The sequence below is a fragment of the Nitratireductor aquibiodomus genome (genome assembly GCF_900105565.1).
GTDB classification, from domain to species: Bacteria; Pseudomonadota; Alphaproteobacteria; order Rhizobiales; family Rhizobiaceae; genus Nitratireductor; species Nitratireductor aquibiodomus.
Genome location: NZ_FNSL01000001.1, coordinates 3502329 through 3524327 on the forward strand (window position 1 = coordinate 3502329; position 21999 = coordinate 3524327).

A 21999-nucleotide genomic window follows, 5' to 3' on the forward strand; every position below is an offset into this window, starting at 1 on the left:
GTTCAAAAAGCTTGCGGGAATCCGTTCCCCGATTCTCACGCGTCACACTTCGGGCAATGGGGGCGGTGGCGCCTTGATCTGCGTCAAAGCCTGCTCTGCTGTGGCGTGAAAAGACACGTTGCAAAGACACGTGGCAAAGACGGGGATGTTTGCGGAATGGTTGCGATGCAGCGCGCAGGAGAACAGGTCAGTGGAACTGGGCCCGCCGCCCGCTATGCGGCAGCGGTGCCGCGCTACACCAGTTATCCCACGGCACCGCATTTCCATACGGGCGTGACTGGCGAAACGTTTCGCGGCTGGCTGGCCGAGACGGGTCAAGGGGACGATCTCTCGCTCTATGTCCACATCCCGTTCTGCGACCGGCTGTGCTGGTTCTGCGCCTGCCACACAAAGATGACGCGCCGCTATGAGCCCGTGGCTGCCTTTCTCGATGCGCTTTTCTGCGAGATCCGCACGGTGGGTGGCATTCTGAAGGGGCGCGGGCGGGTCCGCGCGCTCCATTTCGGCGGCGGCTCGCCGACCATGCTGCGCGCAGACGACATTGTGCGGTTGGGCAGCGCGCTTAAAACGGCCTTCAATTTTGCCGCCAATGCCGAAATCAGCGTGGAACTAGACCCCAACGACATGGACGAGGCGCGCTTCGACGCGCTCGCTGAAATCGGCATGACGCGCGCGAGCCTCGGTGTTCAGGACTTCGACCCGCAGGTCCAGAAGGCGATCAACCGCGAACAGACGTTTGAACAGACCAAGGCGGTGGTGGATGGCGTGCGGGCGCGGGGTGTGCGGTCGGTCAATCTCGACCTGCTCTACGGCCTGCCGCACCAGACATGCGAGAGCGTCGCCGACACGATCCGACAGGCGCTGACGCTTTCGCCGGACCGGATCGCAATTTTCGGCTATGCGCATGTGCCGTGGTTCAAGAAGCACCAGACCATGATCGACGAGGCCTGGCTGCCTGGGCCTGAGGAGCGCTTCGAGCAGCAGCAGGAGACGGCGCGCATCATTCGGGAAGCGGGCTATGAGGCGATCGGGCTTGACCATTTTGCAAAGCCGGATGACCCGCTCGCCACGGCCGCGCGGCAAGGGCGGCTCAACCGGAATTTTCAGGGCTATACCGAGGATGCCTGCCGCAGGCTGATTGGCCTTGGCCCTTCATCGGTATCGCGCCTGCCACAGGGCTATGCCCAGAACACTCCGGCCAGCGCGCAGTATGAAAGGACTGTCGAGAGCGGCGATCTTGCAACGGTTCGCGGGTTCGCACTGAGCGCGGAAGATCACGCCCGCGCCTGGGTGATCGAGCGGCTGATGTGCGATTTCGCGTTTTCGGGCGATGAAGCCGTGCGCCGGTTTGGCGAATGCGGCCGCAGGATCGTTGCCGAGGCGCGCGCCCGATTGCAGGAACCGGCCAGTGCCGCAGGCCTGGTCGAGGAGGCGGGTGTTTTCACCGTTCGCGATGACGCCCGGCCACTTGTGCGTTCCGCGGCAGCCCTGTTCGACCAGTATCTGAAGCAGGGTGGAGCACGCCATTCCGCTGCGGTGTGATGTGTGTGGCTTCGCGCCTGATCACACTTTTTCGCGCTTACGCGGCGATATTTGAGCGAGCGCAAATCCTGACCCTAAACTATTGATGGAGCATCGGAATAGCCCGAAAACCGGATTCCACTTTTCGGTCCGATGCTCTGGGGAACGCGATAAACAGCTTGTGGGCGCGGGACGAGGTCAACTCAGAAAGCGCTTTTTGGAATTGCCGTCGTGCCTAAATTGCCGTCGTGTTCAACCACTGGCGGCGCAGCGCGACGGCGGCCGGGCGGATTCGGGGGAAGTATCCGCCCGGCTTTTCTTGCCAAATGGTGTTCAAAAAAAAACGGACCGCCGTTCGGGCAGGTTTTCAGACTGGATTGAATGCTGAATTGCCGCTCATGCGGCTGAATCTGTCAGGCGTTTGTGTCGGGCCGATCACTGCGGGCATTTTCCCTGACGGTCCGGGCCCTCGCTTCGAAGACTTTGGCGTTAGGGCAGAATGAGGGAGGCGTGCGCGCTGTTTCGCCTGCCGTTGCAGCCAGCCATGTCTCGCAGGAATCTGCATTGCGGCACAGACCACAGGACCGAATCGCCGAGGCAAGCGTGAGGCCAAGTCGCTCCGCGGCCAGTCGCTGGATATCGACATCGCAGCGGTCCATCATCTTGCCCATCAGCTTTGCACGGGCTTCGATGTTTTTGGAAATGCGCGTCATGAGCATAATCCTCTGTGATCGCCCAGTCTGGCGGCTGTTCGGCGGGGCGTCTTTGCGCTGGATCAAACGTCGTGCAGGAAAAGCGACTGTCCATCGTGCCCCGCGTCAGCACGTCACTTGCGGTATGTCGCTGCGATCGAAATAATGCGCGCGACAAGGCACTGCGTGCGAAGGGGCGAGCGTGAGTCCTGAGTTTGATCTGGCTGAACCGGCACGCCGTGCCGGTGTGACGGGGTACGCCATAGCGATCGGCGGAAGCGTCGTGCTGCTGGCGGCGCGGCTCTGGCTGGGCACGGCCTTCGGCGACACGTGGGTTCTGTTTCTGGCCTCTCTCATTGCACTTTATGCGTCAATCTTCGGCGGACGCACAGCCGGTCTTGTGGCTGTCGCACTGACTGCATGCGCCATCGCTCTCGTTGGTGTACTGGCGGCACTGCCGCTTTCGATTCCTGCCTTTGCTGCGCTGATCGCGTTTCTCGTACTGCTCGCCCATGTGGGCGGCGCTTACTTTAACGCTCAGGACGCGGGCCGACAGGTTCGCCGGCAGCTGGCCGCACGCGATGCGCATCTGAGTTCCATTCTCGACACTGTGCCGGATGCCACGGTGGTGATTGATGACAAGGGAATCATGATCTCGTTCAACCGGGCTGCGGTGCGCCAGTTCGGCTATACGGAAGAAGAAGCACGCGGCCGTAACGTCAGCATGCTCATGCCGGAGCCGTATCAGGGGCAGCATGACGGTTATATCGAGCGCTACAAACGCACGGGCGAACGGCGGATCATCGGTATCGACCGAATGGTCGTCGGACGCCGCAAGGATGGTTCGACCTTTCCGATGAAGCTTGCGGTGGGCGAAATGCAAAGCGGCGGGCACACCTATTTCACCGGTTTCATACGCGATCTGACGGAACGGGCCGAAACCGAGGCGCAGATGGAGCAGGTTCAGGCCGAACTTGCCAGGCTCGCGCGGTTGAACGAACTGGGGGAGATGGCCTCGACGCTCGCTCATGAGCTGAATCAGCCGCTCTCCGCTGTGTCGAACTATGTGCAGGGCTGCAAACGCCTCCTGAACGACCTCGACCACCCTGTTGCCGAGCGGATGCGCGACGCTCTTGAAGAAACCACGCGGCAATCGCTGCGCGCTGGGCAGATTATCCGCCATCTGCGTGAGTTTGTGACGCGCGGCGAAAGCGAAAAGCAGGCGGAGAACCTGCAGAGCCTTGTCGAGGAAGCTGCTGCGCTGGCGCTGATGGGCTCGCGCGAGCTTGGCATCCGCACGGTGTTCGAGTTCGAACCGGGGCTTGAAGAGGTTTTTGTAGACAGGGTGCAGATCCAGCAAATCCTGATCAACCTTATGCGCAACGCGATGGAAGCCATGCGCGAGAGCGCGCAGCGCGAGCTCCGGGTTTCGGTCGTATCTGATGGAGCCGGCGCGATCGATATCGATGTGTCGGATACGGGCTCCGGCGTACCGGACGAGATCGCCGAAAGCCTGTTCAAGCCCTTCGTTTCCTCCAAGCGGGGCGGTATGGGGGTCGGCCTGGCCATCTCCAAGAGAATTGCGGAAGCCCATGGCGGTATGCTGAGACTGATCGAAAGCTCACGGGAAGGCACCACCTTCCGTTTCACACTGCCGGCACTGAAAGAACAGGAATTGCAGAATGCCTGAAGACGTGGTGATCCACATTGTCGATGACGAGGAACCGGTTCGCAAGTCGCTGGCCTTTCTGCTCACCATGTCCGGCCACGCAGCGCGGGTGCACAGCTCGGCGACCGAGTTTCTCAAGAGTGCGCCCGGCCTGCGCAACGCCTGCCTGATCACCGATTTGAGAATGCCCGACATGAGCGGCGTCGAACTGCTGCAGCGATTGGGTCAGGACGGAAACATGCTGCCGACGATTGTCATCACCGGGCATGGGGATGTGCCGATGGCGGTGGAGGCCATGAAGGCGGGGGCACTGGATTTCATCGAAAAGCCCTTCTCCGACGATGTTCTGATGGAAGCTGTTTCACGGGCCATCCAGCAGCTGGAAACGAGGCCGCAGGCAGACGCGGATGCCGGCATGGTGCGCAAGCGGGTCCTGCAGCTTTCCGAGCGCGAACAGCAGGTCATGCATCGCATCGTCGCCGGCCTGCCCAACAAGACGATCGCTTTCGAACTCGACATTTCACCCAGGACCGTTGAAGTGCACCGGGCCAATGTGATGGCCAAGATGCAGGCCAGAAATCTGCCAGAGCTGGTGCGGATGGCCCTGCTGGCCGGCGATACGGCGCACTGACAAACGCCATTCATGCGGCATTTTGATCCAGCGCAATGCGCTGTGGTCGACCAAGGCTGACATTGCGTGCTGCCGTGGCGGATTGCGCATTCTCCCGGCAGTGAGGAGATGCCGGTGTGGTTGGAATGATTCTCGTGGTGGCGCCCGATTCCGCCTTTCGCCTGTCGCTGCGTTTCATGCTTGAAACGGAGGGGTTCGATGTCGTCGTACCGGACAGTTTTGCGGAAGCCGTGCGCCTGCGCGCGGATGCGGACTGCATGATTGTTGATCATGATGTGCTTATCGAGGCAGGAATGCCGGTTGCCCGACTTGCCGCAGATGACGGCCCGTTTGTTCTTCTCGCGGACACGCTTCAGGACATGCCGCAGGCCGAGCACATGCGCACTGTTGAAAAACCACTTCTGGGCAGCGCTGTGGTGAATGCGGTTCAGGCGCTTCTGGAGGGGGCGGGCCACAGGGAAAAGCCGGTGCTACGTAGATTCCCGTAGGGGAAAAACCGAATTTCACGCGGCCTGCGATCGCGGCACATAGGGACCGTCACATGACGGAGGCACCCATGTTTGCACAGGCCGCAACCGCCCAAACGCTCAATATTCCTTTCGGCGCAGGCCGGCATCATGCCGAGGCGCGCAGGACGCCCGCATCCTTTTCGCCTGATCAGCCTCACCAGGTCGTTTTCTACGATGCCAATGAAGAGATCTATGCACAGGGCGAGCAGGCCAGTGCGCTCTATCAGGTCGAGTTTGGCGCGGTTCGCCTCTATCGCCTTCTTGCCGACGGTCGGCGTCAGATCAGCGCCTTCCACATTGCCGGTGAGGTTTTCGGTTTCGAGGCCGACGGCCAGCATCATTTCTTTGCCGAGGCTGTGGGCCATGCGGGCATCCGTGTTTTCCGGCAGCCGGCCAGCGAGATCAACTGGCGTCAGACGCTGGATGCCGCTCTGGCCGCACTGGTGCGGGCCCAGGAGCACCTGCTTGTGATCGGCCGGCAGAACGCCGCCGAGCGCGTTGCCGCCTTCCTGCTCGACATGATGGAACGCCAGAACAGCGACCGCGAGGTGCAGCTTGCGATGTCGCGCACCGACATTGGCGACTATCTCGGCCTGACGATCGAAACCGTGTCCCGGACCTTCTCGAAATTCAAATCCAGGGGGCTCGTGCGCCTGGCGAACACGCGCACAGTGGAAGTGATCAATGTCGAGGCGCTCAGAGCGATGTGTGACTGAGGGGTGGGGGTGATCAAGACCTCATTGATACGTCTTGAATAGATCTATTCGTTGGCTTTCCGATCGCGTTAAGTTCGACGGGCCGAAGGTAGCGTACTGACCGGGAGAGCTATTGTCGTTCTGACGCCCGTTTGCATCCCTGTTTTCTTCTGTTATCGCTCCAGTCCGCACGAAGGCTGTCAACTCAGCCGTGCATCTAGCCGCGACCGGTGATGCCGGGCGCAAGTTGCGAGGAAACCGCATGTTTGACGGACGGACGGTTGGATGAAGATCAGCGTTTTCGGAATAGGCTATGTGGGCTTGGTTCAGGCGGCCGCGTTGGCCGAAGTCGGCCACGATGTATTGTGTGTGGATATCGACGCCGCCCGTGTCGAGGCGCTAGAGCAGGGTATCATTCCTATATATGAGCCGGGTCTGGAGCGACTGGTGGTCGAGAACCACGGTGCCGGGAGACTACGTTTTACAGCAGATCCTGAGGAGGGGGTGCAGCACGGCTACGTGCAGATTATCGCTGTTGGTACGCCACCGATGGAAGATGGTTCTGCCAATACGAGATACGTTATGGCGGTCGCCGGCGCGATCGGGCGCGCGATGACAAGTGAGAAGATCGTCGTCAGCAAGTCCACGGTCCCAGTTGGTACCTGTGATGAAATCCATGAAACGATCACAGCCGAGCTTGATCGTCGGGCACTGCGCGCATTGGGCTTTCACGTCGTTTCCAACCCTGAGTTCCTGAAGGAAGGCTCTGCAGTTTCTGACTGCATGAAGCCTGATCGCATCATTATTGGTACCGACAGCGCGGATGCCGAAGCGGTCATGCGGGAACTCTATGCGCCATTCAACCGTAATCATGAAAAGATGATTTTCATGGATGTACGCAGCGCTGAGCTTACAAAATATGCTGCGAACTGCATGTTGGCGACCAAGATCAGTTTCATGAACGAGATGGCCAGCATTGCCCATCTTCTCGGGGCGGATATCGAGCAGGTTCGCCTTGGCATCGGAAGCGATCCACGAATTGGATACGATTTCATCTACCCCGGCATCGGTTATGGTGGCTCGTGCTTTCCCAAGGATGTACGGGCTTTGATCGCGACCGCCGCGAAGGCTGGGGCCGAAGTGAATATTCTGAAAGCCGTCAATCAGCGTAATGATGCGCAGAAGCGGCTGCTCTTCGAACTGGTTCAGCAGCGTTTCGAAGGGCAACTTTCGGATAAGACGTTTGCAGTGTGGGGACTAGCCTTTAAGCCGAACACCAACGACATGCGCGAGGCGCCAGCCCGCGTTTTACTGGAGGCGCTATGGGATGCCGGAGCGCGGGTGCGGGCATATGATCCGCAAGCCATGAATGAGTGCGCTCGAATCTACGGGGAACGTCCGGAACTGGTATTCTGTGATACCAAGGAACACGCACTTTGCGGGGCTGATGCACTGATCATTGCGACTGAGTGGAAAAGTTTCCGCGCGCCGGATTTTGCATTAGTCCGCAAAGCGCTGCGGACGCCCATCATCTTCGATGGACGCAATCTCTACAACGCAAAACAGGTTGCAGTGCATGGTCTGGAATATCGCTCCATCGGTCGTCCTGAAACGATACCGTGACTGTTAAGCGCTTTGCAGATGTGTCTCGGAGGTGTTGGATTGTGCGACCGCGGCGATGTGGTCGATCATTCGGCCATAGAGCACACTAGCCTCAAACTGCTCATTGAATATTGCGATACGCTGATTTCGCAGGTGCATATTCTGGCCAGCCATCAGGTTGGCGGTGATCGTCGCAGCGAGCACATTTGCATCGTCTGGTGGTACGCACACGCCGCCGCCGGTGCTTTCGTAGAAGTTTCTTGCCTCTTCCCCCAAGGTCGCAACCTGCAGGGCTCCATAGGCGAGGTTTTCATATATTTTGTTTGGCAGTCCCTGCGGCGCGTCCTTGGCGTAGGGCAGCAGGCCAATAACCGAGTGAGACAGTAGTGTCGCCACGTCGTCAGCTCCCAACCAGCCGACCAGACGCACGTTTGGCAGGGTCGCAAGCGCCCTCGCCAGATCGGGTCTTTCGTGAGCATTTCCAGCGAGCGCAAAGACGATATCGTGACGTTGGTCGGCAAGCAGTCTGGCCGTCTTCAGGACCAGTGACAAATCATAGGTTCTTCCCCAGGAGCCGACAAAACTCACTATGTGCTTGTCTGTGGGGATGCCGAGTTGGCTCAGCCGAGTGATGTCGTCGTCAATACTCCCAATCCGCGGCGGGCGGGGGAAACCCAAGGGGAATATCCGGTCTAGCGAGGTCCTGCTCCGTGCACCTTTGCGCTGTCCCCATTCCAGATAACCTGGAGAAATTCCGATTAGGGAGGTTGCGTAACGACAAGCGAAACGTGCCTGCCAGTTTAATGGGGTGACGGCCAGCGAGACTAGTGGTTTCAGGATCCCGGGTGCAAAACTGGGAAAGAAATCTGGCCAGAGGTCGCGTATCGAGAGAACGGAAGGAATCCCGTGGCTCTTGGCGAATGCGATAGCAGCCGCTGCTGCGTCCGTTGTCGGCAGATCGGCAACGATAACATCGGGTCGCTGGTCTGCCGCAGTCGCGGCTCTTACGAAAGCACGTGAAAAAAGGTGATTGTGCAGCAAGCGGCGGGGTCCAATATTTCGTGTGTATCCCGGCGCCTCAAGTATCCTGATCGTCAGTCCTGGTTGGGGAACGGTATCGCCTACGGGGCGCTGCTGTCTGGAATAGTGATTGAACGTCGAAGTGAACCACGTCGTGTGATGCCCCGCTTTCGCCAGTGCGGTGGCCAGCATGCCGGCACGCAACAAACGGGGGGCGTCGGGGTCCGTCGGGATGGGCTCGAGGTCACGAACTACCCAAACTTTCATCTTGTACTTGCTCCCTTGTGAAGCACCGGCAGTGCGGCAAAGCGCTGCTTCCAACTGGGTTGTGATAAGCTGCGGCAGCGCTTTTGCGCGGCGTTCGTAGTGCCATAAACTACCCTTCTTGTCCCGGCAAAATCTTCAGCAAAGCGGTGGGATCCGGGCACATACGCTGTAGGGTTATGCAGAGGGCCGACGAGATTAGTTTTCCTATGATGGGAACAAAATCAAGAATCGTGACTGAATGGTGAAAATGCGTTTTAAGAAGCATGCACCAGTGTCGGCGTGATGCGGAATGTTCACGACCATTTCTACAGACGAAAACCGACAGAGAGCATGATTGCTGCGCCATCGGGATCGCATCCGGGGCAGGTGAGATTTTTGTCTGGAACGAACTCCCCGGATCACGAGTGTACGAAACACTGAGCGGCGGACCGCCTTTGCAAACACCAGCCCCTGTGTTAACAGCCTCTGGCTTTGAGGATGGGCAGATGCAGGGTACGATACTGAACGCAGTTCAGGACATTCGAAGCGGCATACGGATGCGCAGTGTCTGGATTGAATTGGCGCGGGAAGATATCGGGGACCAGCACCGCCGTACCACGCTTGGCCCTTTTTGGCTCCTTGTCAATTATCTGGCGTTTGCAGGTACTTTTGTCTTCGTTTTCCGCCGGGGCGGGGCAGGTATGGAGAATTACGGTGCCTACGTTGCCACGGGGCTGTTCGTCTGGTTTTACATTATGGAAACGATCACCCAGAGCGTGTCGCTGTTTATACGCGAAGAAAGCTTCATCAAGGGCACTACATTACCTTTGAGTGTTTATGTGTTGCGTTTGGTTATGCAATGTACAATTCGGGCCGGTTACGCTCTGGTTGGCTGCATAGGAATTCTGCTTCTGAGCGGGATCGAATTTGGTCTCGGCTGGCTTTGGGCCGTTGTGGGTATTGTGGTGGTTTTGGCAGTCTCACCCGCGGCAATTATGATTTCAGCATTTCTTGGCGTGTATTTCCCCGATAGTCAGTTCATCGTCTCAAATTTTATGCGTATTGGCATGTTTTTGACGCCAGTTTTCTGGACATACGAAGAAAGTACTCCAGTAAGGCATTTGTTCTACTACTGGAATCCGTTCACCTATTTTCTAGAAATTGTTCGGCAACCGATCCTGTCGGGAGGGCTTCCGTTGTATGAACTAGGTATCTGCGTTGCGATTGGCTTGGTGCTGTGGGCTGTTGCCCTCCTGCTTCTTGGTCGACTGGGTAAACAAGTAGCTTTTCATATCTGATGGCATCGATCATTGTAGATAATCTCACTCTCACTTATCGCCTGCGTCAGAAATTGACTTTGGCGCCGCGTGACAAGCGCGTGCCAACTGGCGGGCGAATTGGGAAAAATGGGCGGTCGCGTCATGTGACAGCCCTGGACAGCGTAAGCTTCGAATTGGGTTCCGGAGACAGACTGGGGCTTATCGGTTCGAATGGTGCGGGCAAAACGACTTTGCTCAAAGTGCTTTATGGGATCTATCAGCCAACAGCGGGGAGCGTTCGTGTCGAGGGGCAGGTAGATGCGCTTTTCAACATTAGTCTGGGGTTTCGCCGCGAAGCTACCGGACGTCGCAACATCCTGCTTCGTGGCCTCATAAATGGCTGGACCATAGGCGAGATCGAAGAACGCATGGACGATATCATCGAATTCAGTGAATTGGGTGAGTTCATCGACTTGCCATTCAAGAGCTACAGCCAGGGCATGGCTGCGCGCCTGGCCTTTTCAATTGCAACGAGTATGGAGCCAGAAATCCTACTGATGGACGAATGGATTGGTGCGGGCGATCAGGGCTTCCAGGAAAAGGCGCGCGAACGTATGGCTGCGTTGGCGGAAAAGGCGAGCATAATTGTTCTTGCGAGCCACAACCATTCGTTGCTGAAAAATACATGCAACAAGTTTCTCGAGCTCAACCATGGTAAGGCGAAAGTAACGAATCTGTAGCGATTCGCTCTAATTGGATTGCACAAAGAGAGAGAGTTTGTGCGCACGGTTGGCAGCGGACATGATCTGGTCGTGTAACATCGCCATAAAGGCACCATCTAACCAAACGGGCTCATCCGACCCATGTAGTTCGTCACTCCGGTGTTTGGATAGACCTGACCCAATAGTATCGAGGCAATGAGTATGAAGATTCCGTTGGCGGTGCCGAACCTTTCGGGAAACGAGGCTGCCTATTTGCAGGATTGCATTGATTCGACGTTCGTTTCGTCGGTTGGCGCCTATGTGGATAAATTCGAGCGGGCGATCGCGGATGTAAGCGGAACCGAGGGCGCCGTGGTGGTGTCGTCCGGGACAGTCGCTCTGCAAATGGCGTTACAGGGGCTGGGGATAGGTGAGGGCGATCTCGTGATCATTCCTACCCTGACCTTCATTGCGACGGCCAATGCTGTACGCCATACGGGCGCGCAAGTTTGGATCGCGGACGTGGAACCAAGCACCTGGACAATTGATCTGGAACTCGTTCGCGAAGCAATCCTGAAGGAGACAGACTGGACCGAATATGGTCGCCGCCACCGTGCAACAGGCCGTCTGTTGCGGGCGATCATGCCCGTAATGGTTATGGGAGCGAGCATTGATTTCGAAAAGGTTACAGGACTGGCGCGCGAGTTTGGTCTGAAGGTGGTTGTCGACGCTGCAGCGGCACTTGGCGCACGGGTAGCCAATGATGCCCCTCTCGGATCTGCCGACGTCGATGCGCTGTGTTATTCCTTCAACGGTAACAAGATTGTCACTTCGGGTGGCGGTGGGGCCATCGTTTCTCGTGATCTCAATTACCTTGATCGAGTGCGGCATCTTACGACCACCGGGCGGGTCGGCGCCAACTACGATCACGATATCCTTGCCTACAATCACCGCATGACCAATATGCAGGCAGCGGTTGGAGTAGCCCAGCTCGAACGCCTGGATGCATTTCTCTCACGCAAACGCGAGGTGCATGAAGTCTATGCTTCGATGGCGGAGCGTTTCCGCTGCCTTGAGCCGTTTCCTGTTGCCAGTACCGGTCGATCGATCAGGTGGCTATCTGGTGTCTACTATACCGGGGCAAATCTGGGTCTCTGCGATGCTTTCCGTTCACATATGAATGAGGCTGGGATCGATCTGCGCAAGTTCTGGAAGCCGATTCATCTGCAGTTGCCTTACCAGAGTTCCCCTGCAACGCGGATGCCGGTTGCGGACGATCTTTGGCTCCGAATATTCCCATTGCCGTGTTCCACGCACATTACTGACGAGCAGATCGCGGCTGTCGTATCGTCCGCCGAGTCTTTCTGGAAAGCCAATGATGCCTGACGAGCGAACACGAGATGCGGACAAGCGGCGGCGAATAGCTGTCGTAACGGTCGGGCGCTCCGACTTCTCCATTTTGAAGCCGCTGGTGGAGAGGATCGCGCTCTGCAAGGAATTCGATGTTGGCTTTTGGGTCGGTGGAGCCCACTACGATCCTGACGCGGGCGAGACCATTGACGATGTTCGAGCTTCCGGTTTGCCGATCTGGGCTGAGGTGAAATCAGCTGGGTACGGCACAGGGCCGGAGGGGACAGTGCGGTCAATGGCCGAGCAGCTTGAAGGCTATGGTCTCATTGCCGCACAGGAGCCAGGGGCTGATCTTGCCATTATTCTGGGAGACAGGTTCGAAGCAATATCTGCCGGGTTAGCACTGGTGCCGTTCGGATTGCCGATCGCCCATATCAGCGGTGGAAGTGTTACTGAAGGTGCCATTGACGATGTATTCCGGCACTGCCTTACCAAGATGGCCGCACTCCATTTTTGCGATATTCCAGAGTTTGCGCGACGTATCCATCAGATGGGGGAGCCTACGGAACGTATCTTCACTGTGGGAGCACTTGGTCTAGATGGCATATCCTCTCATCGGCCAAACACCTATCCGGATTTTGCGAGACATTTTGATCTGGGCGTAGAATTCGGACCAGAGTATGCAATTGCCACACTGCATCCGGAGACGCGAGCGCCAGGATCGAACCGCCTCATGGCGGAAGCTATGGTTGCCGCTTTGGTCGAAACTGGACGGCCGACAATCTACACCTACCCGAATGCAGATCCAGGAAGTGAGGAGATTGTCGAGGTAATCGAAGCTGCAGCAAAAAGTAATGACAATCACCATGTTGTCCGAAATTTCGGCTCGAAGTGGTTCTACACGGCGATGGAGCACGCTGGATTTATGATCGGCAACTCGTCGAGCGGAATCATCGAGGCAGCGAGTTTTGGCCTACCTGTCGTAGACATTGGAGATAGGCAGAAGGGACGCTTTCACGGCAAGAATGTCTTGCATTGTGGTCGTACAAGATCGGGTATTCTGGAAGCTGTCCGTCGGGTAACCACCGACACTGTGCGAAAAGACTGCAAGCATATGATCAACCCATATGGCGATGGTCGCGCTGCAGAGCGAATCGTGGAGACCATACGTAAACTGCGGTGGGACTGGCTGTGCGAACCCAAGCCGTTTGCGCATCTGCAGAGTTCGTTCACGGGGACAGCAGTGGAGTTCTAATGAGACTAGCTACGTATCTCGGGCGCGATCTGGAAAACTTGTGCGCGCGCGAAAGTCATACCCTGCGTGAGGTCATGGGGATCATGAATCGCGCGGGGCTGCGCCTGGTTCCAATTTTGAGAGACAGCAGCGATGATTTTGTGGGGGTCATTGCCGATGGCGATCTGCGTCGTTACCTCGCCGCGGAAGGAGATCTAACTGCTCCAGTCAAAGTGGCCATGAACCACTCTCCTGTGCTGTTGGATGATGAAATTTCGACTGGTCAGGTGCGTTCCTTCATGCTGCGGCGGGGTATTGAGCACGCACCGCGCGTGCGTGATGGAAAACTGGAAGCGTTTCATGTCCTCTGGCCGACATCGAGCCCGCAGGAGCTTACGGCTGTCATAATGACGGGCGGATTGGGGACGCGGCTCGCTCCACTTACTGAGAAAACACCGAAGCCTCTTCTGCCGATAGCGGGGAAGCCTATTCTCAGCCATATTATTGAGCATCTGCGCGACCAGGGTATCACCCGCTTCATTCTATCGGTGAACTATCTTGCGGACATGATTGTCGATCACTATGGCGATGGTTCGGACTTGAATGTAACAATCGATTATACGCACGAGACTATGCGTATGGGCACTGGCGGTGCGCTGGGGTTGATCGATGTAGACACCTTGTCCGATCCCTTTATCTGTCTGAATGGTGATATCCTCAACGACATTGACGTCAACGCCCTGCAGTCGCAGCATCGGGAAAACACTTGGGATGCGACCATGGTTGTTCGCGATCATCATTATGTAGTTCCCTACGGTGTCGTAGAAGTGGATCCGTCGAAGAACTTTGTCGGGGCAAAGGAAAAACCGACGATGAGCTTTAAGATCAACGCCGGTATCTACATGCTGTCAAAATCGGTCCTGTCTGTCGTCCCGCGGAACATTTTCTACGATCTTCCGATGTTGTTTCACGACCTTCAAGAACGCGGAATGCGTGTTGGGACATACACGCATTCAGGACGGTGGATAGACATCGGCACGATGAGCGAATTGACCCGTGCGCGAAATATCTATGAAGGGAAAGAAGCTTGATAGGCTTGTCCTTGACCTCACTCGAAGAAGGCATTGTGGGCCGCTCCGTCAGCTTTTTTGCTGAGGACATCGTCGCAAATCAGATTGAGCTGACGGAAAAGATTTCTGGTGCTCGAATACTTTTTATCGGTGCTGCCGGCTCGATTGGGTTTGAGACACTCAAAGTGATCGCTTCGTTTAGACCGGCTGCATTACATGTGGTGGATCACAACGAAAACGGGCTTGCGGAAGTCGTGCGTGCTCTGCGCTCGTCGAACCAGCCGCTACAGGTAGACGATTTTCTCACTCTGCCATTTGACTATGGTGGCGATCCATTCAGGTTATGGCTCGGCGCGCAGGAGCAGAATTACGATTATATTCTGAATTTTGCCGCGTTGAAGCATGTGCGGTCTGAAAAAGACCCCTACAGTATTCTGGCAATGCTGGATACAAATGTCCTGAAATTAGAGCGTCTTGCGCGGCAGCTTTCCGGGCGGAGAGGTACGAAACGGCTTTTTTGTGTCTCCACGGACAAGGCAGCCAATCCGTCGTCAATGATGGGAGCTACCAAGCGTTTGATGGAGCATGCGCTGTTCTCTTCTGCTCTTGAGTGGCCTAGAGGCATGGAGATAACGTCGGCCCGCTTCGCGAATGTCGCGATGTCAAATGGTTCGTTGCTGCAGTCTTGGAAACTACGTCTGGAGGCGCGACAGCCGATGGCATGCCCCGAAGGATGCCGTCGTTTCTTTGTCAGTCTTGGGGAATCCGGCCAGCTGTGTACATTAGCCGGTCTCCTGGGTGAGCAGAGCAGTCTTTTTGTGCCCGGCCTTGATCCGGAGCAGCATCTGGTATTGCTTCAGGATGTGGCGCAGAAGTTTCTCGAGGCACAGGGAATGAGAGCGCATTTTACCCGCGATGAAGCCGAAGCTGTGGCGCGGGTGGAGACGCTCGCGGCGGAGGGGAAGTGGCCGGTTCTTCTTACACCGCTCGATACAGCTGGCGAGAAGCCATACGAGGAGTTCGTGGCGGCCAACGAAGAATGTCTGCCTACCCGGTTTGCAGCATTGAACCGTGTCCCGTATCTGCCGCTGGAAGAACCGCGGACGTTTTCGCAACTGCTTCACGAACTGCGCACCATCATGGCGGGAGGCGGCGACGGGAGGCCTGTGACCATTGATTGGTTGAAGGCTGCCATCGCATCTGTCGAGAGCAGTTTTGCAGAAAGCCATGTTACCAGCAGCAAATCGCTGGATCAGCGAATCTGAGAGGGGACCAGCATGCGTTCAACCGGGAAAGGATGCTATATCATTGCCGAGATCGGAGTGAATCATAATGGTTCGCTGGATCTTGCTCGCCAGTTGATTGACTGCGCGGCGAAGGCCCAAGCCGATGCCGTCAAGTTTCAGACCTTCACAGCTGAAGATTTGGTCACGCGCTCCGCCAGCAAGGCTGATTACCAGATTTCCAACACAAAGAGTGATTCAAGTCAGTACGACATGCTCAAGTCACTTGAGCTTTCCGAGGAGGATTTCGTCGCTCTTAGGAAGTATTGTGAGAGCGCCGGAATCGAGCTGCTTTCAACCCCATTCAGCGAGAATGCGGCAGACCTTCTGGAACGCGTTGGTGTCAATGCATACAAGATTAGTTCTGGTGATCTCACCCATCTTGATCTCCTGCGCCACATCGCTGCTAAGGGACTGCCAATAATCCTATCCACTGGGATGGGAAATCTGGGGGAGGTGGAAGAAGCTCTGGCGGCGATCTATTCCACCGGAAATCGTCAGGTTTCCCTACTGCACTGCGTCTCGAACTATCCAGCAGCTGCCGAAGACTGCAATCTGGCGGCGATCGAAACGATGCGCAACGCCTTTGCGGTCCAGGTGGGGTGGTCCGATCATACAGAGGGAGCTGCAATCTCGTGGGCAGCAGTCGCACGCGGGGCGGCAATTATCGAGAAGCACATCACCCTTGATGTCAATCTCCCAGGACCGGATCACCGCGCTTCAATGGAGCCCCGAGAATTCAGGGAATTCGTCAGGGGGATTCGGGCTATTGAAGCCGCAATTGGCACCAGTATCAAGGCGCCGACGGCTGCAGAGAAACGTACGGCGCTGGTAGCAAGGCGATCTCTAGTGGCCGTTCGCACGCTGGCTGCAGGTACGATTGTGACCGCCCAGGACATAGCCGTCAAACGGCCTGGAACAGGCATGCAGCCCCGGCATATCGATTTGGTCGTCGGATCTCGTCTGGCCAGAGACATTGAGGCTGACACCCCCTTTACCACTGAGCATTTTCATGGCTGACCCGGCCCCGAGAATTGTAATCCTGGGCGGCGGCGGCCATGCTTGTGTGGTTGCCGAAGCGCTGATTGATAGTGGTACGCCAGCTGCAGGTCACATTGCACCCGAGCCTGGAGATTCGGAACTTCTAGGTTCCTATCTTGGGACCGATGAGAGAATTCCGGACCTGATTTCCGAGGGTGTGCGCTTTGCCCTTGGTATTGGCTTCGTTGACGCAGAGGGGCAGAGCAGGCGAGAAAGATTGCTTCATCGATTGCGGGGCGCTGATGTAATGAGAGTAGTTCACCCGAAAGCAATCGTTTCTGAGGCGGCCGACATTGGGGTGGGGGCGTTCGTAGCAGCCGGTGCAATCATCTGTGTGGGGTCAACGATAGGCGCGTACGCAATTGTAAATACCGGCGCCATCGTGGATCACCACAGCTGGATCGGGCAAGGCTCGCATGTCGCGACGGGGGCAAGCATAGCCGGTAGAGTTACTGTCGGAACGTCATGTCTGATTGGTCTCCGGTCGGCACTGCGACAGGGCGTTACTCTGGGAGACGGTGTGATCATTGGTGCCGGAGCTGTTGTGGTCTCGAACATCAGTGACGGAACGACCGCGCTGGGGGTGCCGGCGCGCGTTCGGAGTGAACGCTTGTGAAGCGCTTTCTCATCGTGGGTCTTGGATCCATTGGGCGACGGCATCTTGTAAATCTGGCCTCGCTGTATCCTGAGGCTGACTTCACCATCCTGCGGCATAAGCAAAGACCCGATGTATTGGCAGATCGTCTGGGAGCGAGCGTTGTCACCCGGCTTGAGGACGTGATTGACGAGTCGTTCGACTTGGTTGTGCTGGCAACACCGTCGGCTAACCACATAGATCTGCTGCCCGAATTGATCCGGCGTGGCTTCAATCTTCTGGTGGAAAAGCCAATTGTTTCCAGTCTCGGCGATTGCAATTCACTGATCGACGCGTTGGCGGCTGCTCCAGCGGCGGTTCGTGTTTCGGCCTTTAATTTTCGACATCTTTCCTCTCTGGTGGCGCTTCGGGAGCAGGTACACAGAGGAATATTGGGGAACGTTGTTCGTGCGTCGTTCACTGCCGGACAATGGTTGCCCGACTGGCGCCCTTCCCAGAACTACCGGCAGAGCTATTCCGCCAACCCCGACCAAGGTGGAGGCGTAGAGCTTGATCTTGTACACGAAATCGACTTGGCTAGATGGATTTTCGGCGAGCTGAACCTTGAATTTGCCCGCTGCGGAAAGTTCAGTGACCTCGAAATTTCGTCTCATGACACCGCAATGATGGTTTTTTCACCACAGAATGGAAGCGCGCCTGTCATACAGATTGCTCTTGACTACGTGTCCCGCCAGCGTCTGCGGCACTATGAGATTGTGGGTGATCGAGCTGGGCTGAACTGGAATATCGATGGCGCTCTCGACCTGATCGAGCCGGATGGGCGCCGATCGCTGGAGCATGCACCAAATGGCTTCGATATAGCTAAGAGTTATATTGCTATGCTTGAGCGAACGTTACGTGCCGTCGAGGGAGATTGGCAGGAACCCCTGCAGACCCTTGAGGATGGAATCGAGAGTACGCGTCTCGCAATCCAGGTGCGGGAGAAGGGGGGGCAGCGGTGACGACCATATGTACGATTTGCGCACGGGGTGGTTCCGTCGGTGTGCCTCGCAAGAACATTCGTGAGCTTATGGGCAAACCGCTCATTGCGTATACCATCGAGCAGGCATTGTCGTGTCCCGGAATCGGTGCGGTCTACGTTTCCACGGATGATCGGGAGATTGCTGATGTTGCTGAGCGGTGTGGCGCAACCGTGCCGTTCCTGCGTCCGCCCGAACTGGCGACGTCCTCAGCTGCCAAGTTGCCGGTCATTGAACATCTGGTAGAGGCGGTTGAGAAGACTGGTGTCGAGGTGACGCGCATTGTGGATCTGGATCCCACGTCACCACTCAGGCATGTTGCGGATATCGAAGCGGCCATGTCGGCGCTCAATGATGATGTCGACGTCGTCATCACCGCCTACCCGTCAGACAAGAATCCCTATTTCAACATGGTTGAGTTCAGGGGCGATGGCTTCGTTGGGCTTGTCAAGGAACTGCCGGGGGGCGTGACAGCACGCCAACAGGCTCCACAAGTCTATTCCATGAACGCTTCGATCTATGTTTGGCATCGCGCAACACTGGCGTTGGGGCTGTGGAACGGTCGGACGTGGCTTCATGAAATGCCACGGGAGCGCTCGATCGACATCGATAGTGAGATCGATTTCGAGTTGGTTGAGCTCTTGATGAGGAAGCAGGGAGGCGGCAGTGAGTGATATGGCTGGAGTGATTGTCCTGACCGGCGGTGGGGGGATACTCGGGAGGGCAATGGTAGCACGTCTTACCGCCGCAGGTGCCACCGTGGCGGTTGTGGACCGCGACAGCGAACTGGCCAAGTCGGCCGCCGGTCTGGCCGTGGCTCCTGGACAGGCACGCGCCTATGAGTGTGATATCACGGATCAAGGCGCTCTTGCGCACTTGCACACAACGATAGGAAGCGATTTCGGCCAAGTTAGGGCCCTGATTTGCAACGCTGCGAGCAAGAGCAAGAATTTCTTTGAGCCGTTTGAGACTTTTCCTCTCGAAGACTGGAACGAGGTGATGGCTGTCAATCTGACAGCGCCAATGCTGTGCGCGCAGGAATTCGGACCAGAAATGGTTGAAGCTGGAGGCGGCTGCATCGTAAATATTCTATCAATCTACGGCGTCGTTGCGCCTGATCAGCGCATATATGACGGAGCCCTCTATGAGGGGCGGGCCATCAATACCCCTGCAATCTACTCCGCATCCAAGGCCGGACTTTGGGGGCTGACGAAGTACCTCGCATCCTATTGGGGTGAAAGAGGGGTTCGTGTAAATGCCGTGACGCCCGGCGGGGTATTTAGCGGGCAGAACGATGCGTTTGTCGAGAAATACAGCGCCCGCACCATGCTCGGGCGCATGGCAGAGCCGCACGAAATCGCGGATGCTGTTGAATTCTTGGTATCGGAGCGTGCCAGCTATATGACCGGTCAGAACATTGTGGTCGACGGAGGCTTGACCACATGGTAGCTCAATTTTCACCCACAGATAGACAGGAAATTCAGGAACCCGTGATGCAGACAGATCCACAGCTCGAACAGACCATTCGTACCCTGTTCGCAGAAGTGTACACCACGCAGAACGAAGGTGCCGAAGCACCTGATTTAGACAGCAACAGCGTGCTGTTGGAAACGGGGCTCGATAGCCTGGGATTCGCTATCCTGGTAACCCGGCTCGAAGAAGACCTGGGTTATGATCCTTTCAGCCTGGCCACAGAAGCATATTATCCCCGCACCTTCGGCGAGTTCCTTAGTTTTTATAAGGCCAACCGTCCACAATGACCTTTTTTGGCCATCTGAGCCGGGTGCCTGCCGAGCGTTGCGCGATAGCAACGCCTTCTATGCGCGTGAGTTTTGGGGAACTGTGCAGCGCGGCTGAAGAACTGGCCGGGGATTTTGCTGCGGCGAGGGTGGTTCTGTGCACGGATCGTCTACTCGACGCCGTAACAACGCTTGCAGCCTGCGACGGAGTGGCGGAGGTCGTGGCGCTTACCTCTGCTTGGCAGCCTGCAGAGGTCGTGTTGCCGTTGATCGAGTTGGCACAGCCACACGTGGTGATTTCCAGCGAGACAGCGAACGTCTTCAATGCTGGCCTGCCGGATGACCTCTTGTCGTTTTCTCCACAGGATGCTGCTCGTGCAGTCGCTCGCAAGCGGAGCGGAAGCCGATTGCAGAATGGCGGGACGGGTTGGGTCGTTACCACGTCCGGCACCACGGGAAAGCCAAAGATGGTGCAGCACAGCTTTGCTGGGCTGACGCGTTCGACCAAGCGTGACCTAGACCGGGGAAAGGATATGGTCTGGGGAATGATCTATGACTTTTCTCGCTTCGCAGGGCTTCAGGTAGTCTTGCAGAGCCTTCTCGGCGGAGCGTGCTTGGTAGTACCTCCCTTTGAAGCGCCCCTCGATGATAAACTGGCATTTCTCGCCGACGAAGGATGTACGCATCTGAGCGCGACCCCCACGATGATGCGCAAAATCCTGATGTCGCCAGCAGGGGGCTCCCTGCCTCTCCGGCAAATTACGCTGGGCGGCGAGATTGCCGACGCTGCTATCCTGACCAGCCTTAGCCGCGCCTTTCCTGAGGCGCGCATCACTCATGTATTCGCCTCCACAGAGGCAGGTGTGGGGTTCTCCGTATCCGACAAACGTGAGGGTTTTCCAGTTTCCTATCTGTCCTCTCCCCCTTCTGGAATCGGTTTGCGCATTGATCAGGGAAGGCTTTGGGTGCGAAATGAACATGTGGGCGCACACTATTTGGGAGGTCAGGGGGTTCTTTCCAAACAGGGCTGGGTTGATACCGGTGATCTTGTGGAAGCGGACGGCGACCGTGTCTATTTTCGTGGACGCGAAAGCGGCGTTATTAACATCGGTGGGGACAAAGTTCATCCGGAAGAGGTTGAGCGAGCTCTTCTCTCACATCCCGACGTGCTGCTCGCTCGTGTCTATGCGAAAGCCAACCCGATCATGGGTGCGCTGGTGGCAGCAGATGTCGTACCCGGTCCGGGCGCGCCTTCACAAGCCGAACTCCGCGCGAGCATTCTGGCTCACTTGAAGAACTATCTGGAACGGCACATGATCCCCGCCAGTTTGCGCTTTGTGGAAAGTTTCGACACCAACACTGCTGGCAAGTTGCGAAGGAATGCCTGATTTGAAGAATGTTATCGTTACCGGCGCGACGCGTGGCCTTGGCCTTGCTATCGTTAAGCGGCTGTGCGGCGAAGACTACCGGCTGATCTGTATCGGACGCAGGGAATCCGACGAGTTTTCTAAGCTGGCTGGGAAGGTCGGCGACAAGATCGTATTCAGGCCCTACGACCTAGAACAGCCAGATGGTATCCAGGCACTGGTCAACGGAATTACGCGTGAGTTCGGTCCACTCTACGGGCTGATCAACAATGCAGGCGTCGGGCTGGATGGTGTTTTAGCAACGCAGCACGCCACGGAGATATCGCGTGTACTGACGGTCAATCTGGAGTCTGCGATCCTCATGACGAAGTATGCTTGTCGTTCGATGCTGACGCGGAGAGAGGGGCGCATAATCAATGTCTCGTCCATCATAGCGTCGACAGGGTTCAATGGACTCGCAGTCTATGCGGCTTCGAAGGCGGGGCTCGAAGGATTTACGCGTTCTTTGTCGCGCGAACTCGGGCGAGCCAAGATCACGGTCAACTGCATTGCACCCGGCTACATGGAAACCGATATGACTGCGGGGCTCGAGGGAGAGAAACTCGCATCCGTCAGGAGGCGGGCTCCTCTTGGGTTGCCGCGTCCGGAAGATGTAGCAGGCGCCGCTGCCTTCCTTCTTTCTGCAGAGGCGGCGATGATGACCGGCTCTATCGTAAAAATCGACGGCGGAAGTACAGCATAGTGCCAAGACTATCG

General features: G+C 56.9%; 22 protein-coding genes. 20 read left to right on the top strand and 2 right to left on the bottom strand.

Translation table 11 applies throughout. The annotated features are described in order from the left end of the window. Positions 1-165 precede the first annotated feature (165 nt). A complete protein-coding gene (gene hemN / locus BLW55_RS16550; protein WP_090330032.1) occupies positions 166-1542 on the top strand; it encodes an oxygen-independent coproporphyrinogen III oxidase in 1377 nt (458 codons plus the stop codon). Positions 1543-1934: 392 nt separating this feature from the next. Here hemN and BLW55_RS16555 read toward each other — a convergent pair whose 3' ends face one another. Next, positions 1935-2234, bottom strand: a complete 300-nt coding sequence (locus tag BLW55_RS16555; RefSeq protein ID WP_143038449.1) for a DUF6455 family protein — start codon at positions 2232-2234, stop codon at positions 1935-1937. A gap of 181 nt (positions 2235-2415) precedes the next feature. Here BLW55_RS16555 and BLW55_RS16560 point away from each other — a divergent pair, with 181 nt between their 5' ends. The 5 genes from BLW55_RS16560 to BLW55_RS16580 all read left to right on the top strand — a co-directional run bounded on the left by BLW55_RS16560 (position 2416) and on the right by BLW55_RS16580 (position 7340). Then, positions 2416-3903, top strand: coding sequence for a PAS domain S-box protein (locus BLW55_RS16560; protein ID WP_090329523.1), 1488 nt, complete (start codon positions 2416-2418; stop codon positions 3901-3903). Further along, positions 3896-4513, top strand: coding sequence for a response regulator FixJ (fixJ, locus tag BLW55_RS16565; protein ID WP_007009026.1), 618 nt, complete (start codon positions 3896-3898; stop codon positions 4511-4513). The genes BLW55_RS16560 and fixJ overlap by 8 nt, the downstream gene beginning before the upstream one ends. 125 nt (positions 4514-4638) lie before the next feature. Beyond that, complete coding sequence (locus tag BLW55_RS16570) at positions 4639-5001, top strand: DNA-binding transcriptional response regulator (RefSeq protein WP_007009027.1); 363 nt, start codon at positions 4639-4641, stop codon at positions 4999-5001. A 68-nt stretch (positions 5002-5069) separates the two neighbouring features. Next, a complete protein-coding gene (locus tag BLW55_RS16575; RefSeq protein ID WP_007009028.1) occupies positions 5070-5738 on the top strand; it encodes a helix-turn-helix domain-containing protein in 669 nt (222 codons plus the stop codon). Positions 5739-6002: 264 nt separating this feature from the next. Continuing rightward, positions 6003-7340: a UDP-glucose dehydrogenase family protein gene (locus BLW55_RS16580; protein ID WP_090329524.1), complete on the top strand. Its 1338-nt coding sequence runs from the start codon at positions 6003-6005 to the stop codon at positions 7338-7340. 3 nt (positions 7341-7343) lie between these two features. Here BLW55_RS16580 and BLW55_RS16585 read toward each other — a convergent pair whose 3' ends face one another. Then, positions 7344-8606 (bottom strand): glycosyltransferase, encoded by a 1263-nt coding sequence (locus tag BLW55_RS16585; protein WP_090329525.1) that lies wholly within the window; start codon positions 8604-8606, stop codon positions 7344-7346. 404 nt (positions 8607-9010) lie between these two features. On the opposite strand from BLW55_RS16585, the gene BLW55_RS16590 reads away from it, so the two are divergent. The 14 genes from BLW55_RS16590 to BLW55_RS16655 all read left to right on the top strand — a co-directional run bounded on the left by BLW55_RS16590 (position 9011) and on the right by BLW55_RS16655 (position 21985). Continuing rightward, positions 9011-9883 carry an ABC transporter permease gene (locus BLW55_RS16590; RefSeq protein WP_244509107.1) on the top strand — a complete coding sequence of 291 codons (873 nt, stop codon included), beginning with the start codon at positions 9011-9013 and terminating at the stop codon, positions 9881-9883. Next, a complete protein-coding gene (locus tag BLW55_RS16595) occupies positions 9883-10584 on the top strand; it encodes an ABC transporter ATP-binding protein (protein WP_090329526.1) in 702 nt (233 codons plus the stop codon). Before BLW55_RS16590 ends, BLW55_RS16595 begins: the two co-directional genes overlap by 1 nt. Before the next feature lie 183 nt (positions 10585-10767). After that, positions 10768-11931: an aminotransferase class I/II-fold pyridoxal phosphate-dependent enzyme gene (locus BLW55_RS16600; protein WP_090329527.1), complete on the top strand. Its 1164-nt coding sequence runs from the start codon at positions 10768-10770 to the stop codon at positions 11929-11931. Then, the gene (gene neuC / locus BLW55_RS16605; protein ID WP_090329528.1) at positions 11921-13150 is read left to right on the top strand and encodes a UDP-N-acetylglucosamine 2-epimerase; all 1230 of its coding nucleotides are present in this window, start codon (positions 11921-11923) and stop codon (positions 13148-13150) included. The genes BLW55_RS16600 and neuC overlap by 11 nt, the downstream gene beginning before the upstream one ends. Further along, complete coding sequence (locus BLW55_RS16610) at positions 13150-14220, top strand: nucleotidyltransferase family protein (protein ID WP_090329529.1); 1071 nt, start codon at positions 13150-13152, stop codon at positions 14218-14220. The genes neuC and BLW55_RS16610 overlap by 1 nt, the downstream gene beginning before the upstream one ends. A gap of 11 nt (positions 14221-14231) precedes the next feature. Further along, on the top strand, positions 14232-15464 hold the full coding sequence (locus BLW55_RS16615) for a polysaccharide biosynthesis protein (protein ID WP_210184107.1): 1233 nt from the start codon (positions 14232-14234) through the stop codon (positions 15462-15464). A gap of 12 nt (positions 15465-15476) precedes the next feature. Continuing rightward, entirely contained in the window at positions 15477-16502 is a 1026-nt protein-coding gene (gene neuB, locus BLW55_RS16620) for an N-acetylneuraminate synthase (protein WP_090329530.1), read from the top strand. Continuing rightward, the gene (locus tag BLW55_RS21115) at positions 16495-17139 is read left to right on the top strand and encodes a NeuD/PglB/VioB family sugar acetyltransferase (RefSeq protein WP_090329531.1); all 645 of its coding nucleotides are present in this window, start codon (positions 16495-16497) and stop codon (positions 17137-17139) included. The genes neuB and BLW55_RS21115 overlap by 8 nt, the downstream gene beginning before the upstream one ends. Then, on the top strand, positions 17136-18119 hold the full coding sequence (locus BLW55_RS16630) for a Gfo/Idh/MocA family protein (RefSeq protein WP_090329532.1): 984 nt from the start codon (positions 17136-17138) through the stop codon (positions 18117-18119). Before BLW55_RS21115 ends, BLW55_RS16630 begins: the two co-directional genes overlap by 4 nt. Then, positions 18116-18811, top strand: coding sequence for an acylneuraminate cytidylyltransferase family protein (locus BLW55_RS16635; protein WP_090329533.1), 696 nt, complete (start codon positions 18116-18118; stop codon positions 18809-18811). Before BLW55_RS16630 ends, BLW55_RS16635 begins: the two co-directional genes overlap by 4 nt. A gap of 1 nt (position 18812) precedes the next feature. After that, positions 18813-19586, top strand: coding sequence for an SDR family oxidoreductase (locus tag BLW55_RS16640; protein ID WP_090329534.1), 774 nt, complete (start codon positions 18813-18815; stop codon positions 19584-19586). A gap of 44 nt (positions 19587-19630) precedes the next feature. Further along, positions 19631-19897 (top strand): acyl carrier protein, encoded by a 267-nt coding sequence (locus tag BLW55_RS16645; protein ID WP_143038450.1) that lies wholly within the window; start codon positions 19631-19633, stop codon positions 19895-19897. Then, positions 19894-21264: a class I adenylate-forming enzyme family protein gene (locus BLW55_RS16650; RefSeq protein WP_090329535.1), complete on the top strand. Its 1371-nt coding sequence runs from the start codon at positions 19894-19896 to the stop codon at positions 21262-21264. Before BLW55_RS16645 ends, BLW55_RS16650 begins: the two co-directional genes overlap by 4 nt. Beyond that, positions 21257-21985: an SDR family NAD(P)-dependent oxidoreductase gene (locus BLW55_RS16655; RefSeq protein WP_090329536.1), complete on the top strand. Its 729-nt coding sequence runs from the start codon at positions 21257-21259 to the stop codon at positions 21983-21985. The genes BLW55_RS16650 and BLW55_RS16655 overlap by 8 nt, the downstream gene beginning before the upstream one ends. Positions 21986-21999: the final 14 nt, after the last annotated feature.